The sequence below is a fragment of the Bradyrhizobium ottawaense genome, assembly GCF_900099825.1.
Taxonomy (GTDB): Bacteria; Pseudomonadota; Alphaproteobacteria; order Rhizobiales; family Xanthobacteraceae; genus Bradyrhizobium; species Bradyrhizobium ottawaense_A.
In genome coordinates this window covers 4462315-4480600 of record NZ_LT629693.1, presented here as the reverse complement: position 1 = coordinate 4480600, position 18286 = coordinate 4462315, and the positions used below count along the sequence as shown (strand labels likewise).

The following is an 18286-nucleotide window of genomic DNA, read 5'->3' as shown; positions in this document are numbered from 1 at the left end:
TTCAGAACCGGGCTCTACTTATTTTTGACGCGTTTTCTTGACGCGAACCGGCGTCCACCCACGGATCAAGTCCGAGGGCATGCTTCGCTCGAAAACGCTATCGCTACGCCCACTCGCCCTTGCGGAACACCGGGACGACGCGGCCATCGGCATGGATGCCGTCGATGTCGGTTTCGGCCGAGCCGATCATCCAGTCGATGTGAATCAGGCTCTTGTTGCCACCCTGGGCTGCGATCTGCTCGGGCGTCAGGTTGCCGCCGTCGATGAAGCATTTCGAGTAACACTGGCCGAGCGCGATATGCGAGGCCGCATTCTCGTCGAACAGCGTGTTGAAGAACAGCAGCCCGCTTTTCGAGATCGGCGACGAATGCGGCACCAGCGCCACTTCGCCGAGGCGCGACGCACCCTCGTCGGTGTCCAGAACCTTCTTCAGCACTTCCTCGCCGCGCGAGGCCCTGGCCTCGACGATGCGGCCTTCCTCGAACCGCACCGAGATGTTGTCGATCAGAGTGCCCTGATAGGACAGCGGCTTGGATGAGACGACGTGCCCGCTGACGCGCCGGCAATGCGGCGTGGTGAAGACTTCCTCGGTCGGAATATTGGCGTTGCAGGTGATGCCGTTCTTGGCGGTCGAGGCGCCGCCTTCCCATTCATGGCCGTCGGCCAATCCAATGGTGAGATCGGTGCCCGGACCCGAATATTTCAGCGCATGGAAGCGCTGGCCGTTGAGCCAGTTGGTGCGCTCGCGCAGCACCGCGTTGTGCTTCTCCCAGTTCGCCACCGCGCCATCCTTGTCGACGCGCGAGGCCGCGAAGATCGCATCGGCCAGCTTCGCCACCGCGACATCTTCCGGCACGTCCGGGAAGACCTGTTTTGCCCAGGCTGGGCTCGGATAGGCGATGATGTTCCAGTTGGTTTCGAAATTGACGATTTTTTCCAGCGCCGGCTGATAGGCCATCGAATTGGCCTTGCTGGCGCGCGCGACTTTCGCCGGATCCTCGCCCGACAGCAGCATCGGATTGTCGCCGACGATGGCGAGCCGCGCGGTATTGGCGCCGAACGCCTTCGCCATGCCCTCGTAGAGCCAGCCGGCGGCGCGATCGAAGCTGTTGTCGTGGGCGTAGCGGTAGCGCGACAGCGTGATCTCCTCGTCCGAGAGGAACGGGGTCACGATACCGGCACCGGCCTTGTAGGCATGTTCGGCGATCCGGCGCACCAGTGGCAGCGCGACCGAAGGCGCAGTCAACAGCAGGTCCTGGCCCGGCTGCAATTGCAGGCCGACCTTGACGGCGACCTCGGCGAGGCGGTCGAGTTTGACGGGATCGATCGAGGCGGAAAGGTTGCGTTGGTGTGCGGTCATGGTTTACCGGCGATATTGTTTGAGAGGGTGGCGGATTCGAACTGCAGGACGAAAACGACTCGTAGTCCGAATCGATCCGCGTCCGCAAGGTTCCCGGTCGGGTTAACCGATCACGCAAAGGCGAGCGAAATACCGAAAAGCGTGCCGCGATAGCAAGCGCAGGCCCCTCAACGACTCCTTCCGGCTGGTCGCCGGTCGACCATGTCGGGCGCATGCTTGGTAGTCTTCTTGCGAGCCGCGACTTGGACGCCCAGACGGTGGCGCGATCGGGTGGAAGTGAACGCTGGCGCCGGGTTTTCGGCGCGCTGCAGATCGCGATGGGTTGATCAGGGCTGAGGCCAATTGCATGCCGTCCCGATCTTGCGCCGGACGGCATCCAGGCCAGCCAATTTGAACGTGCCTTCGGATGGCGGAGATTTTCCAGCTAACACTCTAACGAGAATCCGGCCGCCATCCGGCATTGAGCGGAGCAAGCCAACGACGTCGCCCTGAAAGACCAGACTTCTCCCCGCCTCCGTGAGTCTCCAGCGCCGTTCGACAGGCGGCTCTTCGTTGATTGCGTAAGCGACTTTCATTTCCGCATCCGAGGCCTGTTTCCAGGAACCCGTCGTGGAGATGATCAACTCCGTGCGACCGGCGCGACAATGAATGCCGAGTGAAGACGGAGCGTCTTGCGACGTTGCACCTGTCGTCGTCAGCGCTGCGATCTGCGGCCTATAGTCCACAGGAGAGGTCGTCTCGCTGATGATCCAGTTCGGCCCTTGAGCCGGGGCGGGTTCAGGTGCCATCTCCTGAAAGAGCTCGTCGACGCACTTCAACCGCGCCATGCCCTCAAACTGTGAGCACGCCTTCAGGCGGTCGACGGCATCACCGGCTTGAACGCACACCACCTGGGTCAGGCTTGAGAGCAGCGTCACCGCGAGGGCAGCCACGCCCTTCACGGTGACCGCCCAGCAGTTACGGATTGCGGACGATCAAGCCATTCCTGCGCCGGCCGGAACCGCCCGAGACTCGGCACGTTGGCGCGCAGGTTGACTTCCTTCCACTTCGGATCGAAGCCGGCGGACTGCAATCTGTCGAGGCGACCGAACAGGTAATCTACGAAGCGCGCCACGCGCTGGTATCGGTCGGACTGTTCAGGCCAGTTGTAGGCGGCAAGGATGGTGGGGACGGCGAGCGTTGCGATCCGCTCACCTTTCGGTACCAGACTCGGATAATCCGTCGCCTCGATCGATGACGGAAGATAGTAGTCCTCGAATTTGGCGTCGTATTCGACGGCAAGAAACTTGAAACCCGGCTCCCAGCGCCCCTTCAGAAAAGCGTCAACCGGCTTCGACGTCACAAATACGACGGCCGAGACTTCTCCACGCTTCATTTGCTCCAATGCCACCTGGTGCGGAATGAACATCTTGTCCACATTTAGCCCCAAGCGGCTGAAGATCAGTGGACCGGAATAGGCGGCTGCCGTGCCTTGCGTGTTGAAGTTGACCTTTTTGCCCCTGAGGTCCTCGAGCGACCGGACCTCGGGTCGAACGAAAATGTGCAATTCGGATGGAAAGAGGTTCAGAATGTAGACAAGCCGCCGTTCGATGAACGGCACCTGAGCCTTGTACTCGTCAAGTACATCGGTGTTGATGATGGCCGCATCAACACCCTTGAGATATAGCAGCGAGTTGACATTTTCGGTTGCACCTTGCGTCACGATCGGGATGACGTGAAGCTTGTCCTGCTCATTCACGACACGGGCAATCTCTGCCGCGAGACGAAGCGGAGCACCTTCGATGAACCCACCGGCGAGACCGACGGTCCATGCATTGATGCGTTCTCTCGCCATTATGTCAGCCTGACTCGCCGCTGCTGCCGCCGGCGTCTCACGGGCCGGGCGGGATCGAGCATTGGCCGACAACTGCAGGCCGAGTACGGCCAAGGTCATCGTGGCCATTGCTACCGTAGAAAGCTTCATGAACGACATGGATACCTCCATCCTTCCGCGGACTAGCGTCCGGTCGCCGGGCCACGATCTGATCGCTATTTGGAACGTTCTATCCGCCCCTTCGCATCTTCGATGCCGCCCGCCTGCGCCCGTGCATACAGCTCGCGCGCCTTCGGCAGATCACCGGAGATTCCGCGCGCGCCCCACGATTGCAGCACGCGCGCGTCGTAAGTCTCGGCCAACATAAAGGCAGCACGCGCGCTGCCACGCTCAACCGCGTGCTCCAGCAATGAGCGGGCACCGCTGATATCAGCTTGCCGAAGCAATGCGCTTGCCCGAGCGAGCAGTCTCTGCTCGTCCGGGAGGAAGTGGGATGCGGCACTCGCCGACGTAGATTGCTCTGTCCCGGTGGCGACTTTCGGCTTCAAGCCCGGCGCGCCGTCGCGAGCAGTCACCTGCGCCTCCGGGCGCGGCAATTCCGGAGCAGGCGACCGTTCAGAACTCGAAGCGACGGCTTCGCCGGAAATCCGTTCTGGTGAGCGCCCGCTTCCCACGGTCGCCCTCTGAGGGGAACCGATCTTCGACTCCTGCGAGCCATTTGCGGCCAAGTCGCTTGACTGCGGAGCACGAGGAGCATTGAAGGCGGCGATCTGTCGGTTGCCGGCTTCGAGTTCGTTCCTGACAGAAGCAAGTTCGCGCGCCAGGCCGTCGGCACGACTGCGCTCACTGGCCAGAGCCTGTTGCTGCTGCCCCGCGACGGCGCTGTTTGTCTCTGTCGCCCGCAAGACTTCAGCGTACGCGGCAGCGAGAAGCGCGGAGCGCTCCTCGACCCCTTTGCGCGCCGAGGCAAGTTCGCGGGCGAGCGTCTCGGCCTTGTCACGCTCCCTATCAAGGGCCTGCTTTTGTTCGACCTTTGCTGCCGCAGCGGCTTGCGCGGCATCGACGCCCGCGGCACGCGCCGTATCGAGTTCCGCCCGCAGCGAGGTGCGTTCGCGCGCAAGGGTGTCTGCCCTGTCGCGCTCCTGTTTAAGCGTCTGTTCGAGCGCCTGCCTTTGCATGATCTCCGCCTCGGCGGCTTGCGATGCTTCCGGTGCCGCGGTCCGCGCCGCATCGAACTCCGCCCGCAGCGAGGTTAATTCGCGCGCAAGGGTGTCTGCCCTGTTGCGCTCCTCTTTAAGCGTCTGTTCGAGCGCCTGCCTTTGCTTGATCTTCGCGTCAGCGGCTTGCGCGGCATCGACGCTCGCGGCACGCGCCGTATCGAGTTCCGCCCGTAGCGAGGTTAATTCGCGCGCAAGGGCGCCTGCCCTGTCGCGCTCCTCTTTAAGCGTCTGTTCGAGCGCCTGCCTTTGCTTGATCTTCGCGTCGGTGGCCTGCGCGGCATCGACGCCCGCGGTCCGCGCCGCATCGAACTCCGCCCGCAGCGAGGTTAATTCACGCGCAAGAGTGTCTGCCCTGTCGCGCTCCTGTTTAAGCGCCTGTTCGCGCGCCTGTCTTTGGTTGATCTCCGCCTCGGCGGCTTGCGCCGCTTCCGGAGGCACGATTCGCGCTGCATCGAGTTCGGCCCGGAGCGAGGTAAGCTCCCGCTCGAGGGCGTCCGCCCTGCCTCGCTCCTGTTCGAACGCCTGCCTTTGCCTGATCTCCGCCTCGATGGCCTGCACGGCTTCCACGCCTACGATCCGCATCTTGTCGAGCTCGCGCGCGAGGGTGTCTGCCCGATCTCGCTCTCGATCGAGCGCCTGTGTTTGCTTGATCCTCGCCATTTCAGCCGCTGACCGCACCGCATCGAGTTCCTCGCGGAGCGACGAGGTAAGCGCACGTGCAAGGGCTTCGCCTCTGTCCCACGGCTCTTGCTGTTGAAGGGACTGCTTTCGCTCTCCGCTCGTCTCGGCAACCAAGGATACGTCCTGCAGGGAGGCCGGCTCACGTCCCTTCTCAGGTGCACCGAAAGCCCTGGCAAGGGGATCGCTTTCACCACATAATCCTTGGTCTCCCACAGCTCCAATGAGGAGCCACAGAACACATGCTCCTGCAGCAATGCATCCGCGCGCTACGGTTCTGCTTTTTTCGCCTGAGCCGTCCACCATTTTGAAGCCCCCTCGCCGGTCGGTTGGGCAATAAGCAACCGAGGCGCCTGGGTGCATTGCCCGACGCGCAGTGGTTATGTCACCGGCATCTTGATCCGCCGGGAGGACCAGGTTTCTGTCCCTGGATGCTGCCACAATAACCTGCAAGGCCATCGCGATAACTCATGGCTCTCAGAGCATGGTCTTTGTCATGACAGAGCTTTCGCAGGTCGCTTGTCGATATCTCAATGGAGGTAGTCAACACGGGGTAGCCGCGCCCATTGCTGCTATTAAGTAGATCGCCCGTTCTTGAGGTGGAACGTTCTTGACCCGCTTATTCGCGCCTGACTACGCTGCGGCGTGAACTTGGGCCTGCTCACTCAAGGGAAACCCGCCATGAACAGATCATTCATCGTCTTCACCGGGGCGGCCTTCTTTGCGCTGGCACTGGTGGTGAACGCACAGGTTGGCAGTTCCGCGCAAATGGGCGCTTCAGCCAAAGTCGGTGCTCCCGCCAAAATCATCACCGCCCCGAGCCGAGAGGGATCACATCGGCTGGCTGTACAGGTCGACGTCAATGACCCCGTTGTCATGAATCTCGCTCTCAATAACATGAGCAATGTCGCTCAGCATTACAGCGCGACCGGCCAAAAGGTCGAGATCGAACTGGTCGCCTTTGGACCAGGACTTCACATGCTGCGAGATGACACCTCTCCAGTGAAAGCGCGCATCAAGTCCATGAGCGAAAGCATGCCGGAACTGGTGTTCTCTGCATGCGGGAATACTCAAGAGAATATGACAAGAGCTGAAGGGAAAGAAATTCCCCTGATCTCGCAGGCGAAGGTCGTCAAATCTGGAGTTGTTCGGCTCATGGAACTGCAAGAGCGAGGCTGGAGTTACCTGCGACCCTGATGGCAACTGCAGCCTTATTCCCCCGTTCCTGATCGACCCCGGGATCGGCAGGTATGGTCGGCGAGATTGCGCTGATGTGCGGTCATTTTGTTCCGGCCAAATGCTGTTGGATATGGTGGCTCCGCCAGCCTCCGGCCCAAATCACGACGTCAAGTCACGACATCAGGCCAAAACGAGCGAAGCGCCTGACACCAACAATAGTACAAGAATGGTCCGGCGGAAGCCGATCTCGTTGATGTTCCGGAATGCAAGAATGCCGAGCGCGGAACCGGCAAACAGCGCCGGTAGGCTGATCGCGAGGTCGATCACTACCTTGGAAGACAGACCGTGGCGCTCCAGCAGCAGCACCAAGGCAAATATCTGCATGATGGCGATGAAAGGCTGTACCAGTCCGCGCTGGTCGCCCCTCGGCATGCCGCGCATGTCGCACCAGATCGTGGGAATGGCGCCCGGCATCGCCGTCAGTCCGCCGATCAATCCGCCCCCGAACCCGACCAGCGCAGTAAGGCGCCGGCTGGCCCCACCATCGGCGCGTGTCAGCGCCGGGCGGAACAGCATGTAACCGGCATAGAGAGCGACAACGATGCCGAAGCTCGCCCGGAGAATGGAGGTGTCGGCGCTCTGCAGCAGGTGGACGGCAATCGGAATCCCAAGCGCGCCGCCGACGATCAAAAGCAGACTGCCCTCCCACTGGATGTTCCGCCGCAGTGCCCACAGATTGGCCGCCTGCACGCCGATGCTGCAGGCCATCATCAGCGGCACCGCCTCCAGCGGCTGGAAAATGCGAAGCAGGATGGCGCCGGCGACCGCGGAAAAGGCGAAACCGGCCAGGCCCGAGACGAAGGCCCCGGCGAACACGGCAACGCTCAGCAGAACATTCGTTGCCAGATCCGGCATGGCCTTCACTCCGGTAATGCAGACTAGTCGTACGGCAGGGGTGGCTGTGGCGGGCTGGCCTCCGCCGGGCACGTCACGCAATCGTCAAATGCCGCGGCCATCGGGCTCGCATGCGAACGGTCGAGCATGACGCCGCCGGCGACGTGGAGGACCAATGCAAGAATGGCGGCGATGGCGAGCGGCGTGAGGCCGAGCGAGGGAGAATCAGGCGTATTGATCCCGGGCAGAGTGACCGGCGGCGTTCCGGCGGGCCCGATCGTCGGCGCGGATGGACGATTTATTTCCGTGGGCATTTCGATGACCTTCTTCCGGGTGTGATGCGTCGGGCACGATGCTGACAGCGTCAATCGTCTGATGCCGCTCGATCAAATGATCGTAGCGGCGAAGCACGCGCCGGGCTTCGAGGCGTCGCGAAGCGTGAAGCGCTTCGAGGATACGGACGAAGATATTCTTGCGCTTCACTCGCTGACGAGATGCAGCTTCAATATCGCGCATCGCTGATGACCATGGTGTTGGTTGGTTTTGATTTCGCGAGGGCAACATGTCAGCGATCGCGCATGAATCCTGTGATATCTTTCACAGACTTCGCGCGTCGCTCGCACAAATAGATGTGAGGGACCTTGAGGGGCGCTTGATAAATCCTTGAGATGCATCGAAACGCATCACATTGCCGGTTCAGAAGGCGCCACTTCGCCGTCGTTTGATGCAGGTCAAGTCAGCGCTTCGATGCGGCGAGGACCCGGTCCACCATTTGAGGCGCAAGGCCGAGATAGTTCTTCGGCGAGGTCAGGCGATCGATCGTCGCGCGATCGATGCGTTCGGAAACCCGCGGGTCCGCCGACAGTGCATCCGCGAGCGTCATGCCCTTGTCATTGGCGACACGACAGGCGTCATAGACGACATCATGCGCTTCCTGCCGCCCCATGTCAGGCGCCAGCCCCATCATCACGGCCTCGGCGACGATCAGCCCGCGGCTGATGTCGAGGTTTTCGGCCATTTTCTTTTCGTCGACGATGAGGCCGCCGAGCGCGAATTTTGCCTGATGCAGGCTGCCGGCGGTCAGCACGAAACTTTCCGGGATCGCCATCCATTCGGCATGCCAGGGACCCGTGGCGCGCTCGAAATCCTGCACCATCGCGTCCAGCATCAGGCCTGCGTGCTGGCGCACGCCCTTGGCTGCCGCCAGCATCAGCTCCGAGGAAATCGGATTGCGTTTCTGCGGCATGGTCGAGGACGCGCCGCGGCCCTTGACGAAGGGCTCGTAGACCTCGCCGAATTCGGTCGAGGCCATCATCATGATGTCGAGCGCGATCTTGCCGAGCGAACCGGTGACGAGGCCGAAGAAATTCATCACTTCCGCCAGCCCGTCGCGCGCGACGTGCCAGGTGGAGACCGGCACGCCGAGGCCAAGCTCCTCGCACAGCGCCTGCTGCACCTCGAAGCCCCTGGTCCCGAGCGACGCCAGCGTGCCGGCGGCGCCGGCGAACTGGCCGACCAGTACACGCGGCTTCAGTTGCGCCAGGCGTTCGGCGTGGCGGTCGAACATCGCCAGATAGATCGCGGTCTTGTAGCCGAACGTTACCGGCAGCGCCTGCTGCAGATGGGTGCGGCCCGCCATCGGCGTATCGCGATAGCGCTTCGAAAGCCCGGCGAGGATGCTGCGCAGTTCGGCAATATCAGCCTCGATGATATCAAGGCCGGCGCGCACCTGCAGGATCACGGCGGTATCCATGATGTCCTGCGTGGTCGCGCCCCAATGCACATAGCGCCCGGCGTCGCCGCATTGCTTCGCCATCTGGTGCACCAGCGGCAGGATCGGATAGCCGACGATATCGGTCTCGCGGCGCAGCAGGTCGAAATCGAGCGCCGAGACGTCGGTCCGCTTCGCGATCTCAACGGCGGCCTCCGCCGGGATCACCCCGCAGCGTGCCTCGGCCTTTGCCAGCGCAACCTCGACCTCGGCATAGCGCGAGATCAGGCTGAAATCCGAAAACACCTCGCGCATCGCCGGCGTCCCGAAGGCGTCGCGGAACAGGATCGAGTCGAGAACGGTGGTCGAGGTCGGAAAAGCGGGCATGGCGAATTCCTGACGGCAAATTTTGGCGAGCGCCGGAATAGTGTCATGCCACAATCGCTTCGTGTTGGGAAAGCCGCGTGTTTCGCCGGCCTTTGGATCACCGGTTCAGGTCACCAGCTCTCTTGCGATGTCCGCACGTCGAGTTCGAACGACCAGGCCCGGCGCGGCTGCTTGTGCAGGAAGACGAAGCCATCGACGATCCCAGCGATGCTGATCAGGCGCTCCTCGCGGCCGGCGGCGTCGGGGAAGCGTTTCATGATTTTCTCGCCGCCGATCGGGCCGTCCACGACGACATGGCCGACGTGAATGCCGTCGGCGGCATATTCCTTCGCCATCGCCTGTGCCAGCGTCCGAAGTCCGGCCTTCGACGAATTGAACGCGCCGTAGCCGGAACGTCCGCGCAACGATGCGCTCGCCCCCGTGAACAGCAGCGAACCAAAACCTTTCGGCACCAGGCGGCGAACGGCCTCGCGCCCGAACAGAAAACCGCCGAAGCAGACCACGCGCCAGCTCTGTTCGAAATAGCCGGTTTCCATGTCGATGATCTTGCCCGGCGTGTTGTTGCCGGCATTGTAGATGGCAAGCTCGAGGTCGGCGCCGGCCTTGTCGAACAGCGCGACGATATCGGCCTCAACGGTGGCGTCCGCCACAACGGCCGTGGCACGTCCGCCAGCTGCGACGATGTCGGCCACGACCGCGTCCAGCGCCGGTTTGGTGCGGCCGGCCACCAGAATGTTCAGGCCTTCGGCCGCGAACCGCTTGCAGAGCTGCGCGCCGAGGCCCTGATCGGGACCCACGCCGATGATGATTGCCGTTGCCATGGCTGCCGCTCCCGCGTTGCATCGAAGAGTAAGGGCAGCAGATTTATATGACGGTCGTCATGATTACAATCGCGCCGGCCGGCGCGGCAACCGATGTTCACGAGGATATGAGGGGCGCGATGTCAGGCAGCTTCGCTCAGGACAGCCCCCGCACCGTCAGCACGATGGCCTCCGCTCCCGCTTTGCGATCGACCGAGATCTCCTGATACTCCGGCGATGTCTGAAATTCCTGCGCCGCGGCGGCGTCGGGAAATTCCATGATCACGACCTTGTCGCGCGGCCACTCGCCTTCGAGGACGACCGGGTGCGCGTCAGCCACCAATAGCTTGCCCCTGAATTTCCGGAACACGCCCATGAAGTGCGACTGGTAACGATCGTAGAGCTCGCGGCGGGTGAACTTCAGTTGCGCGATGATGTATACTGCCATCGCTATCCTCGATTACGCGTCTATCTTCGATTGCAGTTCTACCCTCTATTTAATGCGTCACTCCGGCCGGATGCCGGCGACCCGTGTATATTCGGTCCAGCGCTCGCGTTCGGCCCGCACCTCGGCCTCGCAGGCCGCGAGGTCGGTGATGTCATAGGACAGGCCGAACTCGTCCATCCGCCGCCGCACTTCGGGCGCGGTCAGGGCTTCGTTGATCAACCCGTTCAATTGCTCGACGGTCTGCCGCGGCGTCGCCGAGGGAACGGCCATGCCGAGAAAGCCGGTCAACTGGAATCCCGGGAAGGTTTCGGCCACCGCGGGCACGTCGGGGGTCGCCCGCGCGCGGGTCAGGCTGGTGATGGCCAGCGGCCGTAGCTGGCCGCTTTGCAGGTACTGGTTCGACGCCGTCGTATCCATGAACAGGCAGTGGATTTCGCCGGAGATCAGGTCGGCGATCGCATTGGCGATGGCGCGATACGGCACGCCCTGCAGTTCGATCCCGGCGAGACGGCCGAGATATTCCGGCGGGGTGCGCGACGAGGCGTTGAAATAGCCGAACACCAGTTTGCCCGGTGCCGCCTTGGCGGCCGCGACGAAGCTCGGGAGATCGCGCCACGGCGCCTCCGGCCGCACCATCAGATAGCTGCCGCTGGAACGGAACACGCCGACCACGGTAAAATCCTTCGCCGGATCGTAGCTGAGGTTGCGAACGAGACTGACGTTCGCCGCATGGGTAGAGGTGGTGATCAGCAGCACCGTGTAGCCGTCGGGCTCGGCGGTCTTCACCGCCATGGTGCCGATGATGCCGTTGGCGCCCGGACGGTTATCGACGACGACAGCCTGTTTGGTCTTCTCCTCGATCTGCTTGCCGATCAGGCGCGCGGAAATATCGCCTGAGCCGCCCGGCCCGAACGGCACGATGATCTTGATCGGCCGCGACGGATATTGCGCGGCCTGCGCAGGAATTGGCGCCAGCGCCGCGCCGATCAGCGCGAGCACGCAACGACGATCGATGATGGTATTTCGCGCAGAGCCCGCCACGGAATTTCCTTGTTGTTCTTGGTTCGCCGGGGAGCCCTATTCTTAAATCGCGGCACGCAAAAAAGCGAGCCGGTCGGCACCGGCCCGCTTCCGTCAGATGGAATGTCGGGTTGAAATGGCGGCTTGCGGATCACATCACGCAACCGACGGCGTCGGGAGCGGTCGAAGCCGGGCTTGCTGCCGTGTTACTGGGAAACGACGGTGATCAACCATCGCACCGGCTTGGAGGAATTGTCCTCACGCACCGACCGCACCACACCCTTTATGGTGGACAGGCCGAATGTCAGCTTCGCGACCTGGCCCCTGTATTGAGCATAGCGACTGCGCCGCGCCTCGACCGGGTCAAAGGTTTCAATTTGCTGCATCATGTCCGCCAATCAGGTACGCGACGTGCAATTCACGGCCGCGTCCGTAACCCTAGTGACCATTCGTTAACGAAAGCACGCGAAAGCGCGTCATCCGCCGATATGGATCGCCCCGAGGACGGCGCCCCAAACGGCCGCCGTCGCCACCGCCAGCAGGATAAAGGCGCCCAGCAGCGCGAGGCAGAGCAGCAACCCGTCCTCTTCGAGATAGGCCAGCGCGATCAACGCGACCAACAGCGCCGGCACGATCTGGATCAGGGGCAAGGGTGCGAGAAACAAGCCGCTCAACGCCAGGATGGCAACGCCCGCGGCCAGTTTCGACATCCTCGGCGGAATCGACCATCGCGGATGGACGATCTTCTCCAGCGCCACAACAACGGGAAGCGCGCGCCTCACGACGCCGGTGAGCGCAGCCGCGCGCAGCGGATAGATGGCGATGCGCCGCGGGAAGCTCGGCCCGCTTCGTCCCAGCATCATTTCGAATGCCGGAATCGCAAGCAACGGACCGATCAGCATCGAAATGCCGGGCACCATGGCGACCAGCGACATCACAAGCAGAATGATCCCGAAGGAGCGGCGATCGAGCCGGCCCAACAGCCATTCAATGGTAAAATGATCGCCCGGAAGATTGGTCACCAGATCCAGCAGCGTCGCGGAAACCGGGATCGGCAGGGGGTAGGCGTGGGACGGCTTTGAAGGATTATCGTCGAGCAACATCGAAGCCATCTAGCAGATTACCGCTGAATAATCACCGCAGCGGCAATCGGTAGCAGCAAAAATGGACATCAATATCGTCGGCACGCGCGTCTCACGCAGATCTGGTCCCCTGATATCGGGCATATAGGAGGTGTTTGCCGGAAAGCCAGCCGCGCGCTGCTTTTATCGCCCGATCCGGATTTGGCTGTATCAATCGGCTTCGAACCCACTACCGTCGAACCGCGGCTCCTCGGTCGCTTCCCTGCAAGCAGGGCTCTCGCTTGAAAGGCTGCGTCATGGTTTCAACCGATCAGTTCAGGCAGGAGATCAAATCCCAACTGCAATCGGCGACTGCGCGCGGCGGCAGGTCGCTCATCGTCGACTCCAGCGAACTCTATCGCACCGTCAGCAAATTGCGGGTCTTCGACCCCTGGATGGTCTTCTGCTGCAACGCGATGCGCGCCGAGATGGCGGAGACCGATCATTTGATTTTCGACGATGAGAAGGACACCCTGCTCACCGTGAACTACAAATTGCCCCGCATGGATCCACGCGCCAAATCGGGTTAGGCCGTTCGGACCTTACGCACGAAACTTCTTCTTTGGCTTCTTCGCAAACGAAGGTTTTGACGTGTCGCCGCGGTCGCGCCTTGAATTTCCGGCGAAGGCGGGCTTGTCCTGATGCCGCTTCTTCGCCTTGAAGTCCGGCTTCCGGTCGAATGCCGGCGCATTTTCACTACGGGGCTTTTCGTCGCGCGGCTTGCCATAGGTTTTGCCGTGTTGTTTGGCCGGCCGTTCGTCGCGGGCGAAATCGTTCGCAGCCGGGCTGCGTTCGGGCGCTCTCGCCTCGTGACGCGGCGCTTCATGACGTGGTGCTTCCCGACGGGGCGCAAACGACCGCTTTTCCGGAGCGGCTTCTGCCTTCGGCGCATCCGTCATCGCCTCGATCCGGATCGTGTCTTCCTTGTCGGGGCGCTTGATCATGGTGGCGAAGGATTCCGCAGCCCGCTGCGAAATTTCGAACTCGGTCGTGGTGTCCAATATCCGGATCGCGCCGATGTCGCCCTTCGTGACGCCACCGCGACGGCAGATCATCGGCAACAGCCAGCGCGCTTCCGCGTTCTTGCGGCGGCCAATGGCGGCGCGGAACCACACGCTGCCCTCGGGCATGCCGTCGCGCAGCGATTTCTTCGGCTTTCGCGGTCCGGCGTCGCGATCGAAACTGCGCGGCGCGGCCTCGCGGCCGACCCGCTCCTGCGCGCGCTCGGCGCGAGACCGGACGCGACCCTCGCCGGGATCGCCGATATCCTCGGGCGACGGCAGCCGCGCGCGGTAGAGCCGCGCCAGTGCCGCGGCGATATCCTCGGCCGACCGCTCGGCGAGCAGCGCCTGCGCGATCGCCAGATCCTCAGCCGTCGTCTCTGCCGCGAACAGATCGTCTTTCAGCATACGCTCCTGATCGAGCTTGCGGATTTCATCCGGCTGCGGCGCGATACCCCAGACCGCATCGATACCGGCCAGGTTGAGCAGCGTCTCCGCGCGCCGCTTCCGGGCGGGCGGCACCAAGAGAATGCTGACGCCCTTGCGGCCGGCACGCCCGGTGCGGCCGGAACGATGCTGCAGCACTTCCGGATCGTTGGGCAGATCGGCGTGAATGACGAGATCAAGACTCGGCAGGTCGATGCCGCGCGCGGCGACATCGGTCGCGACGCAGACGCGGGCGCGGCCGTCGCGCAGCGCCTGCAACGCCATGGTGCGCTCGTTCTGGGTCAATTCGCCCGACAACGCGACGACTGAGAAGCCGCGCTCCAGCAGCACCGCCTGCAGATGCCGGACGGCATCGCGGGTGTTGCAGAACACCAGCGCGCTCGGCGATTCGTAGAAGCGCAGCAGGTTGACGACAGCGTGTTCGACATCGCCTGCCGCGATCCGGATCGCACGATATTCGATATCGGCGTGACCGCCCTCGTCGCCTTCGACTTCGACGCGGAACGCCTGTTGCTGATATTCCTTCGCCAGCGCGACGATGCCGCGTGGCAAGGTCGCCGAGAACAACAGCGTGCGGCGGGTTTCGGGCGTGGTTTTGAGGATGAATTCCATGTCCTCGCGAAAACCGAGATCGAGCATCTCGTCGGCTTCGTCGAGCACGATCGCCTTCAACTCCGAGACGTCGAGGCGGCCGCGCCGCAGATGATCGCAGAGACGGCCGGGCGTACCGACCACGATGTGGGCGCCCGCGGCCAGTTCGCGCTGCTCGCGGCGCGGATCCATGCCACCGACGCAGGAGACGACGCGCGCATTGGCATGGCCGTAAAGCCAGTCCAGTTCGCGATGGACCTGAAGCGCAAGTTCGCGCGTCGGCGCGACGATCAAGGCAAGCGGCGCACCCGCCCGTTCGAACCGCTCGGCATCGCCGAGAAGATTTTTCGCGATCGCCAGACCGTAGGCGACGGTCTTGCCGGAGCCGGTCTGGGCGGAAACCAGGAGATCGCGGCCATCGGCGGCGTCGGCCAGAACGGCGGTCTGCACCTGCGTCAGCCGATCAAAATTGCGCTCCGCCAGAGCTCGGGCGAGCGGCGGATGTGTGGGCATTAATGTCACGAGATCAAACCTTGGTTGGCGTTTGCCGCCGAAACGGGAAACAGGGCTTTGAGCCCGATGGCTCGAAAGCTGCCGCCTGGAACACGCGCAGGCGCACGGCGCGATGAATTGGATGAGATGGGAGCCTTTAGGCCAAATCCAACCCAAACACCATCTATTCCTTTGCAGAGCACCCGCCGTGGAAGCCGGCACACGGCTGGGAATCGTCGAATGATCCGCTAAACTGCGATTTCGAGGCATTTCGGCCGTTATTCACCTTAACCACTCCGCCAGAGGGTCCGCGCCCCCGTGACGTCGTTCAAGACCATTCGCGCCCGCGCCGAGAAGCGCAAGGGCGGCCCCAAGGCGCTGGCTCGGCTGCTGCCGCCGAAGCCGGATCCGAAGGCGCTCGCAAAACTCGGCGACGACCGCATTCTGGCGGAAATGACCAGAAGGGCGTTCTCGGCGGGCTTTGCCTGGAGCGTGATCGAGGCCAAATGGCCCGGCTTCGAGACCGCGTTTCTCGGTTTCAAGCCCGGCCCGCTGACGCTGCAGCCGGATGATTTCTGGGACGCCCTGATGAAGGACACACGCATCGTGCGTAACGGCGCCAAGATCATGTCGGTGCGGGCCAACGCCGGCTTCGTCAGGGATATCGCCAGGGAGCATGGCAGCTTCGGCAAGTTTCTGGCGAAATGGCCGTCTTCCGACGAGACCGGATTGCTCGAACTTCTCTCCAAGCGCGGCAGCCGGCTCGGCGGCAATACCGGCCAGATGATGCTGCGCTTCCTCGGCTGGGACGGCTTCGTCACATCGAGAGACGTCGTGCTGTGTCTGCGCGATGCCGGCCTCGATATCGCCGAGACCGTCACCTCGAAGCGCGATCTCGCCAAAGTGCAGGCGCAATTCAACGCCTGGGCCGAGGAGACCGGTCTTCCGTTCGTGCAGATCTCGCGGATTTGTGCGATGTCGATCGGCGAGAATTACACGGCAGACAAGCTTGCCAGTATGCTAGGCGCCGACGACTGAAGCATCATCCCGACGGCCCCGTCCTTTCAGAGGCCCACGCCCTTGCCGATCGCGCCGGAAAACGAGCGATCCAGGATAGCGGCGGCATCGAGCTTCTGCTTGATCAGGCCATTCCTGAAATACAGGTCGATGGTCTGCTGCTCGTCCGCAACAGCGCTGTCGTCGATCGGTGCGATCCGGATTTTGGCGCGGCTCAGCCAATTGAGCGGCACCGCCGTCGGAATGCCCATGAGCTTGCCCCAGGTCTCCGCGTAGCTGCCGACATTGGTCAGCGACCACGCCCGCGCCGCCGTCAGCCGCCGAAGGAAGTCCTCGAGTTCCGGCCGCTTGTCGCGGATCGCATTGGGTGTCGCGACCTGAAAGCCGATGCCCGGCGTAATCCCGTCCGCCGTGATGATGCGCCGCGACTGGAACAGCACCTCTTCCTGGCTGACATAGGGCTCCCACGTCGACCAAGCGTCGACCGAGCCCTGAGTATAGGCGACCTTGGCATCCGATGGCGCGAGAAACACGATCTGCACGTCGGCCGTGGACCAACCCTTCGATTCGAGCGCAGCCAGAATGAGCTGATGCCCGATCGAACCGCGGCCGGTCGCGATCTTCTTTCCTTTCAGATCCTCGAAGCCGCGAATAACAGACTGCTTCGGCACCAGGATCGCGAGGCCTTCCCGGGTCTGCCTGACCGCGCCGATCGCCTTCACCGGCACATTGGCCGCCGCCGCGAAGGTAAAGGGAGCATCGCCGACGAGGCCGGTGTCGATCGCACCCGCGCCGAGCGCCTCCAGCAAGGGGGCTGCGGCTGGAAACTCCTTCCACTCGATCTTGTAGGGCACGTCCTTGAGCACGCCGGCCGCTTCCATCACGGCCTGCGAATTGCCTTTTTGATCGCCGACACGCAGTGAGCCCTGCGCGCCGGCCGAAACGATCGTACCCAGCAGGAGACCTGCCGCCAATATGAAGCGTATCATTCCGCAGCGACTCCCCTCGCCGCACCGCGCGCGGCAATCAGCTTGCGCGTCAGCGGAATCAGCTCCCGTCCATAGTCAATGGCGTCGATCAGCGGATCGAAGCCGCGGATCAGGAAATGGCTGATGCCTAGATCATAGTAATCACCGAATACTTCGGCGACCTGCTCGGGCGTACCGACCAGGGCCGTGGTGTTGCTGTTGGCGCCGGTGAGCTTGGCGATTTCGGTCCACAGCCGCTTGTCGATCCGCGTGCCCTGATCGGCCAGCGCGAGCAGTCGCCGGGCGCCCGCGGTCGCGTGTCCGTCCGCCGGCTTGCGGTAGCCGGTCTTGTCCTGCAGCGCGGTGGCGCGCTCGAGAATGGCTTCTGCCTTTGCCCAGGCTTTCTCCTCGGTCTCAGCGAGGATCGGCCGCACCGAAAGGCTGAACCGCGGCGTCGGCCGCCCGTGCCTGGCGGCGACGTTTCGCACCCGTGAGGTCACATCGCGCACCTGCGCATAGGACTCGCCCCATAGCGCGAAGGTATCGGCGTGCTTGCCGGCAACCTCGATCGCCGCATCGGATCCGCCGCCGACGAAGATCGGAATGCCGGCGCTGTGGTACGGCTTCAACTGCGAAAATCCGTTTTCGACCTGATAATACTTGCCGCGATAGCTGAACGGCTTGTCCGAGCTCCACTCGGCCCTGATAACATCGAGGAATTCGGAGGTGCGGGCATAGCGCTCGTCCTTGTCGTCAAGGACATTGCCGTCCTGTCTCAACTCGGTCGCGTTGCCGCCGGTGATAACGTGCAAGGCAACCCGTCCGCCCGAGAACTGGTCGATGGTCGCGAGCTGTCGCGCCAGCAGCGTCGGCGCGGTGAAGCCGGGCCGTTGCGCGATCAGGACATTAAGCCGGTCGGTGACGCCAAGCACGTTCTGCCCGACCTGCAAGCCATCGGGCGTGGTGGAGTGAAACGCCAACAGCACCCGATCGAAGCCCGCATTCTCATGGGCCTTGGCGACGGTCTCGATATGGTGGCGATCCAGCACCGGGCCGGAGCGCACGATGGTCTCCGACGAATTGTTGTTGCTGATATATCCGATGAATTCCACTGACATGATATGGGCTCCAGTTTCGAT

The 18286-nt window shown here is 62.9% G+C and carries 18 protein-coding genes; 3 read left to right on the top strand and 15 right to left on the bottom strand.

The features are described from left to right. Positions 1-103: 103 nt before the first annotated feature. The 4 genes from BLR13_RS20940 to BLR13_RS20925 all read right to left on the bottom strand — a co-directional run bounded on the left by BLR13_RS20940 (position 104) and on the right by BLR13_RS20925 (position 5188). Entirely contained in the window at positions 104-1360 is a 1257-nt protein-coding gene (locus BLR13_RS20940; RefSeq protein WP_074820001.1) for an aminopeptidase, read from the bottom strand. Positions 1361-1686: 326 nt separating this feature from the next. Beyond that, the gene (locus tag BLR13_RS20935; RefSeq protein WP_074820004.1) at positions 1687-2301 is read right to left on the bottom strand and encodes a type VI secretion system-associated protein TagO; all 615 of its coding nucleotides are present in this window, start codon (positions 2299-2301) and stop codon (positions 1687-1689) included. Next, the gene (locus BLR13_RS20930) at positions 2298-3323 is read right to left on the bottom strand and encodes a TAXI family TRAP transporter solute-binding subunit (protein WP_079587860.1); all 1026 of its coding nucleotides are present in this window, start codon (positions 3321-3323) and stop codon (positions 2298-2300) included. The genes BLR13_RS20935 and BLR13_RS20930 overlap by 4 nt, the downstream gene beginning before the upstream one ends. A gap of 65 nt (positions 3324-3388) precedes the next feature. Further along, complete coding sequence (locus BLR13_RS20925) at positions 3389-5188, bottom strand: hypothetical protein (protein WP_074820006.1); 1800 nt, start codon at positions 5186-5188, stop codon at positions 3389-3391. 564 nt (positions 5189-5752) lie between these two features. Between BLR13_RS20925 and BLR13_RS20920 the strand changes: the two genes are divergently transcribed. Then, positions 5753-6268, top strand: coding sequence for a hypothetical protein (locus BLR13_RS20920; protein WP_074820008.1), 516 nt, complete (start codon positions 5753-5755; stop codon positions 6266-6268). 162 nt (positions 6269-6430) lie between these two features. On the opposite strand, the gene BLR13_RS20915 is transcribed toward BLR13_RS20920, so the two are convergent. From BLR13_RS20915 to BLR13_RS20880, 8 genes are all read right to left on the bottom strand, one after another. After that, the gene (locus BLR13_RS20915) at positions 6431-7165 is read right to left on the bottom strand and encodes a sulfite exporter TauE/SafE family protein (RefSeq protein WP_074831274.1); all 735 of its coding nucleotides are present in this window, start codon (positions 7163-7165) and stop codon (positions 6431-6433) included. 204 nt (positions 7166-7369) lie between these two features. Beyond that, positions 7370-7660 carry a hypothetical protein gene (locus tag BLR13_RS40265; RefSeq protein ID WP_143039704.1) on the bottom strand — a complete coding sequence of 97 codons (291 nt, stop codon included), beginning with the start codon at positions 7658-7660 and terminating at the stop codon, positions 7370-7372. A 220-nt stretch (positions 7661-7880) separates the two neighbouring features. Continuing rightward, on the bottom strand, positions 7881-9242 hold the full coding sequence (locus BLR13_RS20905; protein WP_074820012.1) for a class-II fumarase/aspartase family protein: 1362 nt from the start codon (positions 9240-9242) through the stop codon (positions 7881-7883). 110 nt (positions 9243-9352) lie between these two features. Continuing rightward, positions 9353-10063, bottom strand: coding sequence for an SDR family NAD(P)-dependent oxidoreductase (locus tag BLR13_RS20900; protein ID WP_074820013.1), 711 nt, complete (start codon positions 10061-10063; stop codon positions 9353-9355). A 136-nt stretch (positions 10064-10199) separates the two neighbouring features. Beyond that, positions 10200-10490 carry a DUF1330 domain-containing protein gene (locus BLR13_RS20895; protein ID WP_074820015.1) on the bottom strand — a complete coding sequence of 97 codons (291 nt, stop codon included), beginning with the start codon at positions 10488-10490 and terminating at the stop codon, positions 10200-10202. Positions 10491-10547: 57 nt separating this feature from the next. After that, positions 10548-11531 (bottom strand): Bug family tripartite tricarboxylate transporter substrate binding protein, encoded by a 984-nt coding sequence (locus BLR13_RS20890; RefSeq protein WP_083387596.1) that lies wholly within the window; start codon positions 11529-11531, stop codon positions 10548-10550. Between the two features lie 185 nt (positions 11532-11716). Beyond that, positions 11717-11899: a hypothetical protein gene (locus BLR13_RS20885; RefSeq protein WP_074820016.1), complete on the bottom strand. Its 183-nt coding sequence runs from the start codon at positions 11897-11899 to the stop codon at positions 11717-11719. 87 nt (positions 11900-11986) lie between these two features. After that, the gene (locus BLR13_RS20880; protein WP_079586100.1) at positions 11987-12622 is read right to left on the bottom strand and encodes an exopolysaccharide biosynthesis protein; all 636 of its coding nucleotides are present in this window, start codon (positions 12620-12622) and stop codon (positions 11987-11989) included. 266 nt (positions 12623-12888) lie between these two features. Between BLR13_RS20880 and BLR13_RS20875 the strand changes: the two genes are divergently transcribed. After that, positions 12889-13161 carry a hypothetical protein gene (locus BLR13_RS20875; protein WP_074820018.1) on the top strand — a complete coding sequence of 91 codons (273 nt, stop codon included), beginning with the start codon at positions 12889-12891 and terminating at the stop codon, positions 13159-13161. 12 nt (positions 13162-13173) lie between these two features. On the opposite strand, the gene BLR13_RS20870 is transcribed toward BLR13_RS20875, so the two are convergent. Next, positions 13174-15183 (bottom strand): DEAD/DEAH box helicase, encoded by a 2010-nt coding sequence (locus BLR13_RS20870; RefSeq protein WP_074820019.1) that lies wholly within the window; start codon positions 15181-15183, stop codon positions 13174-13176. Between the two features lie 297 nt (positions 15184-15480). On the opposite strand from BLR13_RS20870, the gene BLR13_RS20865 reads away from it, so the two are divergent. Continuing rightward, positions 15481-16200, top strand: coding sequence for a DNA-3-methyladenine glycosylase I (locus tag BLR13_RS20865; protein WP_074820021.1), 720 nt, complete (start codon positions 15481-15483; stop codon positions 16198-16200). A gap of 26 nt (positions 16201-16226) precedes the next feature. Here the strand turns inward: BLR13_RS20865 and BLR13_RS20860 are convergent, their stop codons facing one another. Together BLR13_RS20860 and BLR13_RS20855 are read right to left on the bottom strand one after the other, a co-directional pair. After that, positions 16227-17168 carry an ABC transporter substrate-binding protein gene (locus BLR13_RS20860; RefSeq protein ID WP_074820023.1) on the bottom strand — a complete coding sequence of 314 codons (942 nt, stop codon included), beginning with the start codon at positions 17166-17168 and terminating at the stop codon, positions 16227-16229. Continuing rightward, complete coding sequence (locus tag BLR13_RS20855; RefSeq protein ID WP_074820025.1) at positions 17165-18265, bottom strand: LLM class flavin-dependent oxidoreductase; 1101 nt, start codon at positions 18263-18265, stop codon at positions 17165-17167. The genes BLR13_RS20860 and BLR13_RS20855 overlap by 4 nt, the downstream gene beginning before the upstream one ends. Positions 18266-18286: the final 21 nt, after the last annotated feature.

Excerpts from the sequence above, each read along its gene's own strand:
- BLR13_RS20940 (WP_074820001.1), bottom strand. The coding sequence starts at position 1,360 with ATGACCGCACACCAACGCAACCTTTCCGCCTCGATCGATCCCGTCAAA.
- BLR13_RS20930 (WP_079587860.1), bottom strand. The coding sequence starts at position 3,323 with ATGAAGCTTTCTACGGTAGCAATGGCCACGATGACCTTGGCCGTACTC.
- BLR13_RS20920 (WP_074820008.1), top strand. The coding sequence starts at position 5,753 with ATGAACAGATCATTCATCGTCTTCACCGGGGCGGCCTTCTTTGCGCTG.
- BLR13_RS20915 (WP_074831274.1), bottom strand. The coding sequence starts at position 7,165 with ATGCCGGATCTGGCAACGAATGTTCTGCTGAGCGTTGCCGTGTTCGCC.
- BLR13_RS40265 (WP_143039704.1), bottom strand. The coding sequence starts at position 7,660 with ATGCGCGATATTGAAGCTGCATCTCGTCAGCGAGTGAAGCGCAAGAAT.
- BLR13_RS20905 (WP_074820012.1), bottom strand. The coding sequence starts at position 9,242 with ATGCCCGCTTTTCCGACCTCGACCACCGTTCTCGACTCGATCCTGTTC.
- BLR13_RS20900 (WP_074820013.1), bottom strand. The coding sequence starts at position 10,063 with ATGGCAACGGCAATCATCATCGGCGTGGGTCCCGATCAGGGCCTCGGC.
- BLR13_RS20895 (WP_074820015.1), bottom strand. The coding sequence starts at position 10,490 with ATGGCAGTATACATCATCGCGCAACTGAAGTTCACCCGCCGCGAGCTC.
- BLR13_RS20885 (WP_074820016.1), bottom strand. The coding sequence starts at position 11,899 with ATGATGCAGCAAATTGAAACCTTTGACCCGGTCGAGGCGCGGCGCAGT.
- BLR13_RS20880 (WP_079586100.1), bottom strand. The coding sequence starts at position 12,622 with ATGGCTTCGATGTTGCTCGACGATAATCCTTCAAAGCCGTCCCACGCC.
- BLR13_RS20875 (WP_074820018.1), top strand. The coding sequence starts at position 12,889 with ATGGTTTCAACCGATCAGTTCAGGCAGGAGATCAAATCCCAACTGCAA.
- BLR13_RS20870 (WP_074820019.1), bottom strand. The coding sequence starts at position 15,183 with ATGCCCACACATCCGCCGCTCGCCCGAGCTCTGGCGGAGCGCAATTTT.
- BLR13_RS20860 (WP_074820023.1), bottom strand. The coding sequence starts at position 17,168 with ATGATACGCTTCATATTGGCGGCAGGTCTCCTGCTGGGTACGATCGTT.
- BLR13_RS20855 (WP_074820025.1), bottom strand. The coding sequence starts at position 18,265 with ATGTCAGTGGAATTCATCGGATATATCAGCAACAACAATTCGTCGGAG.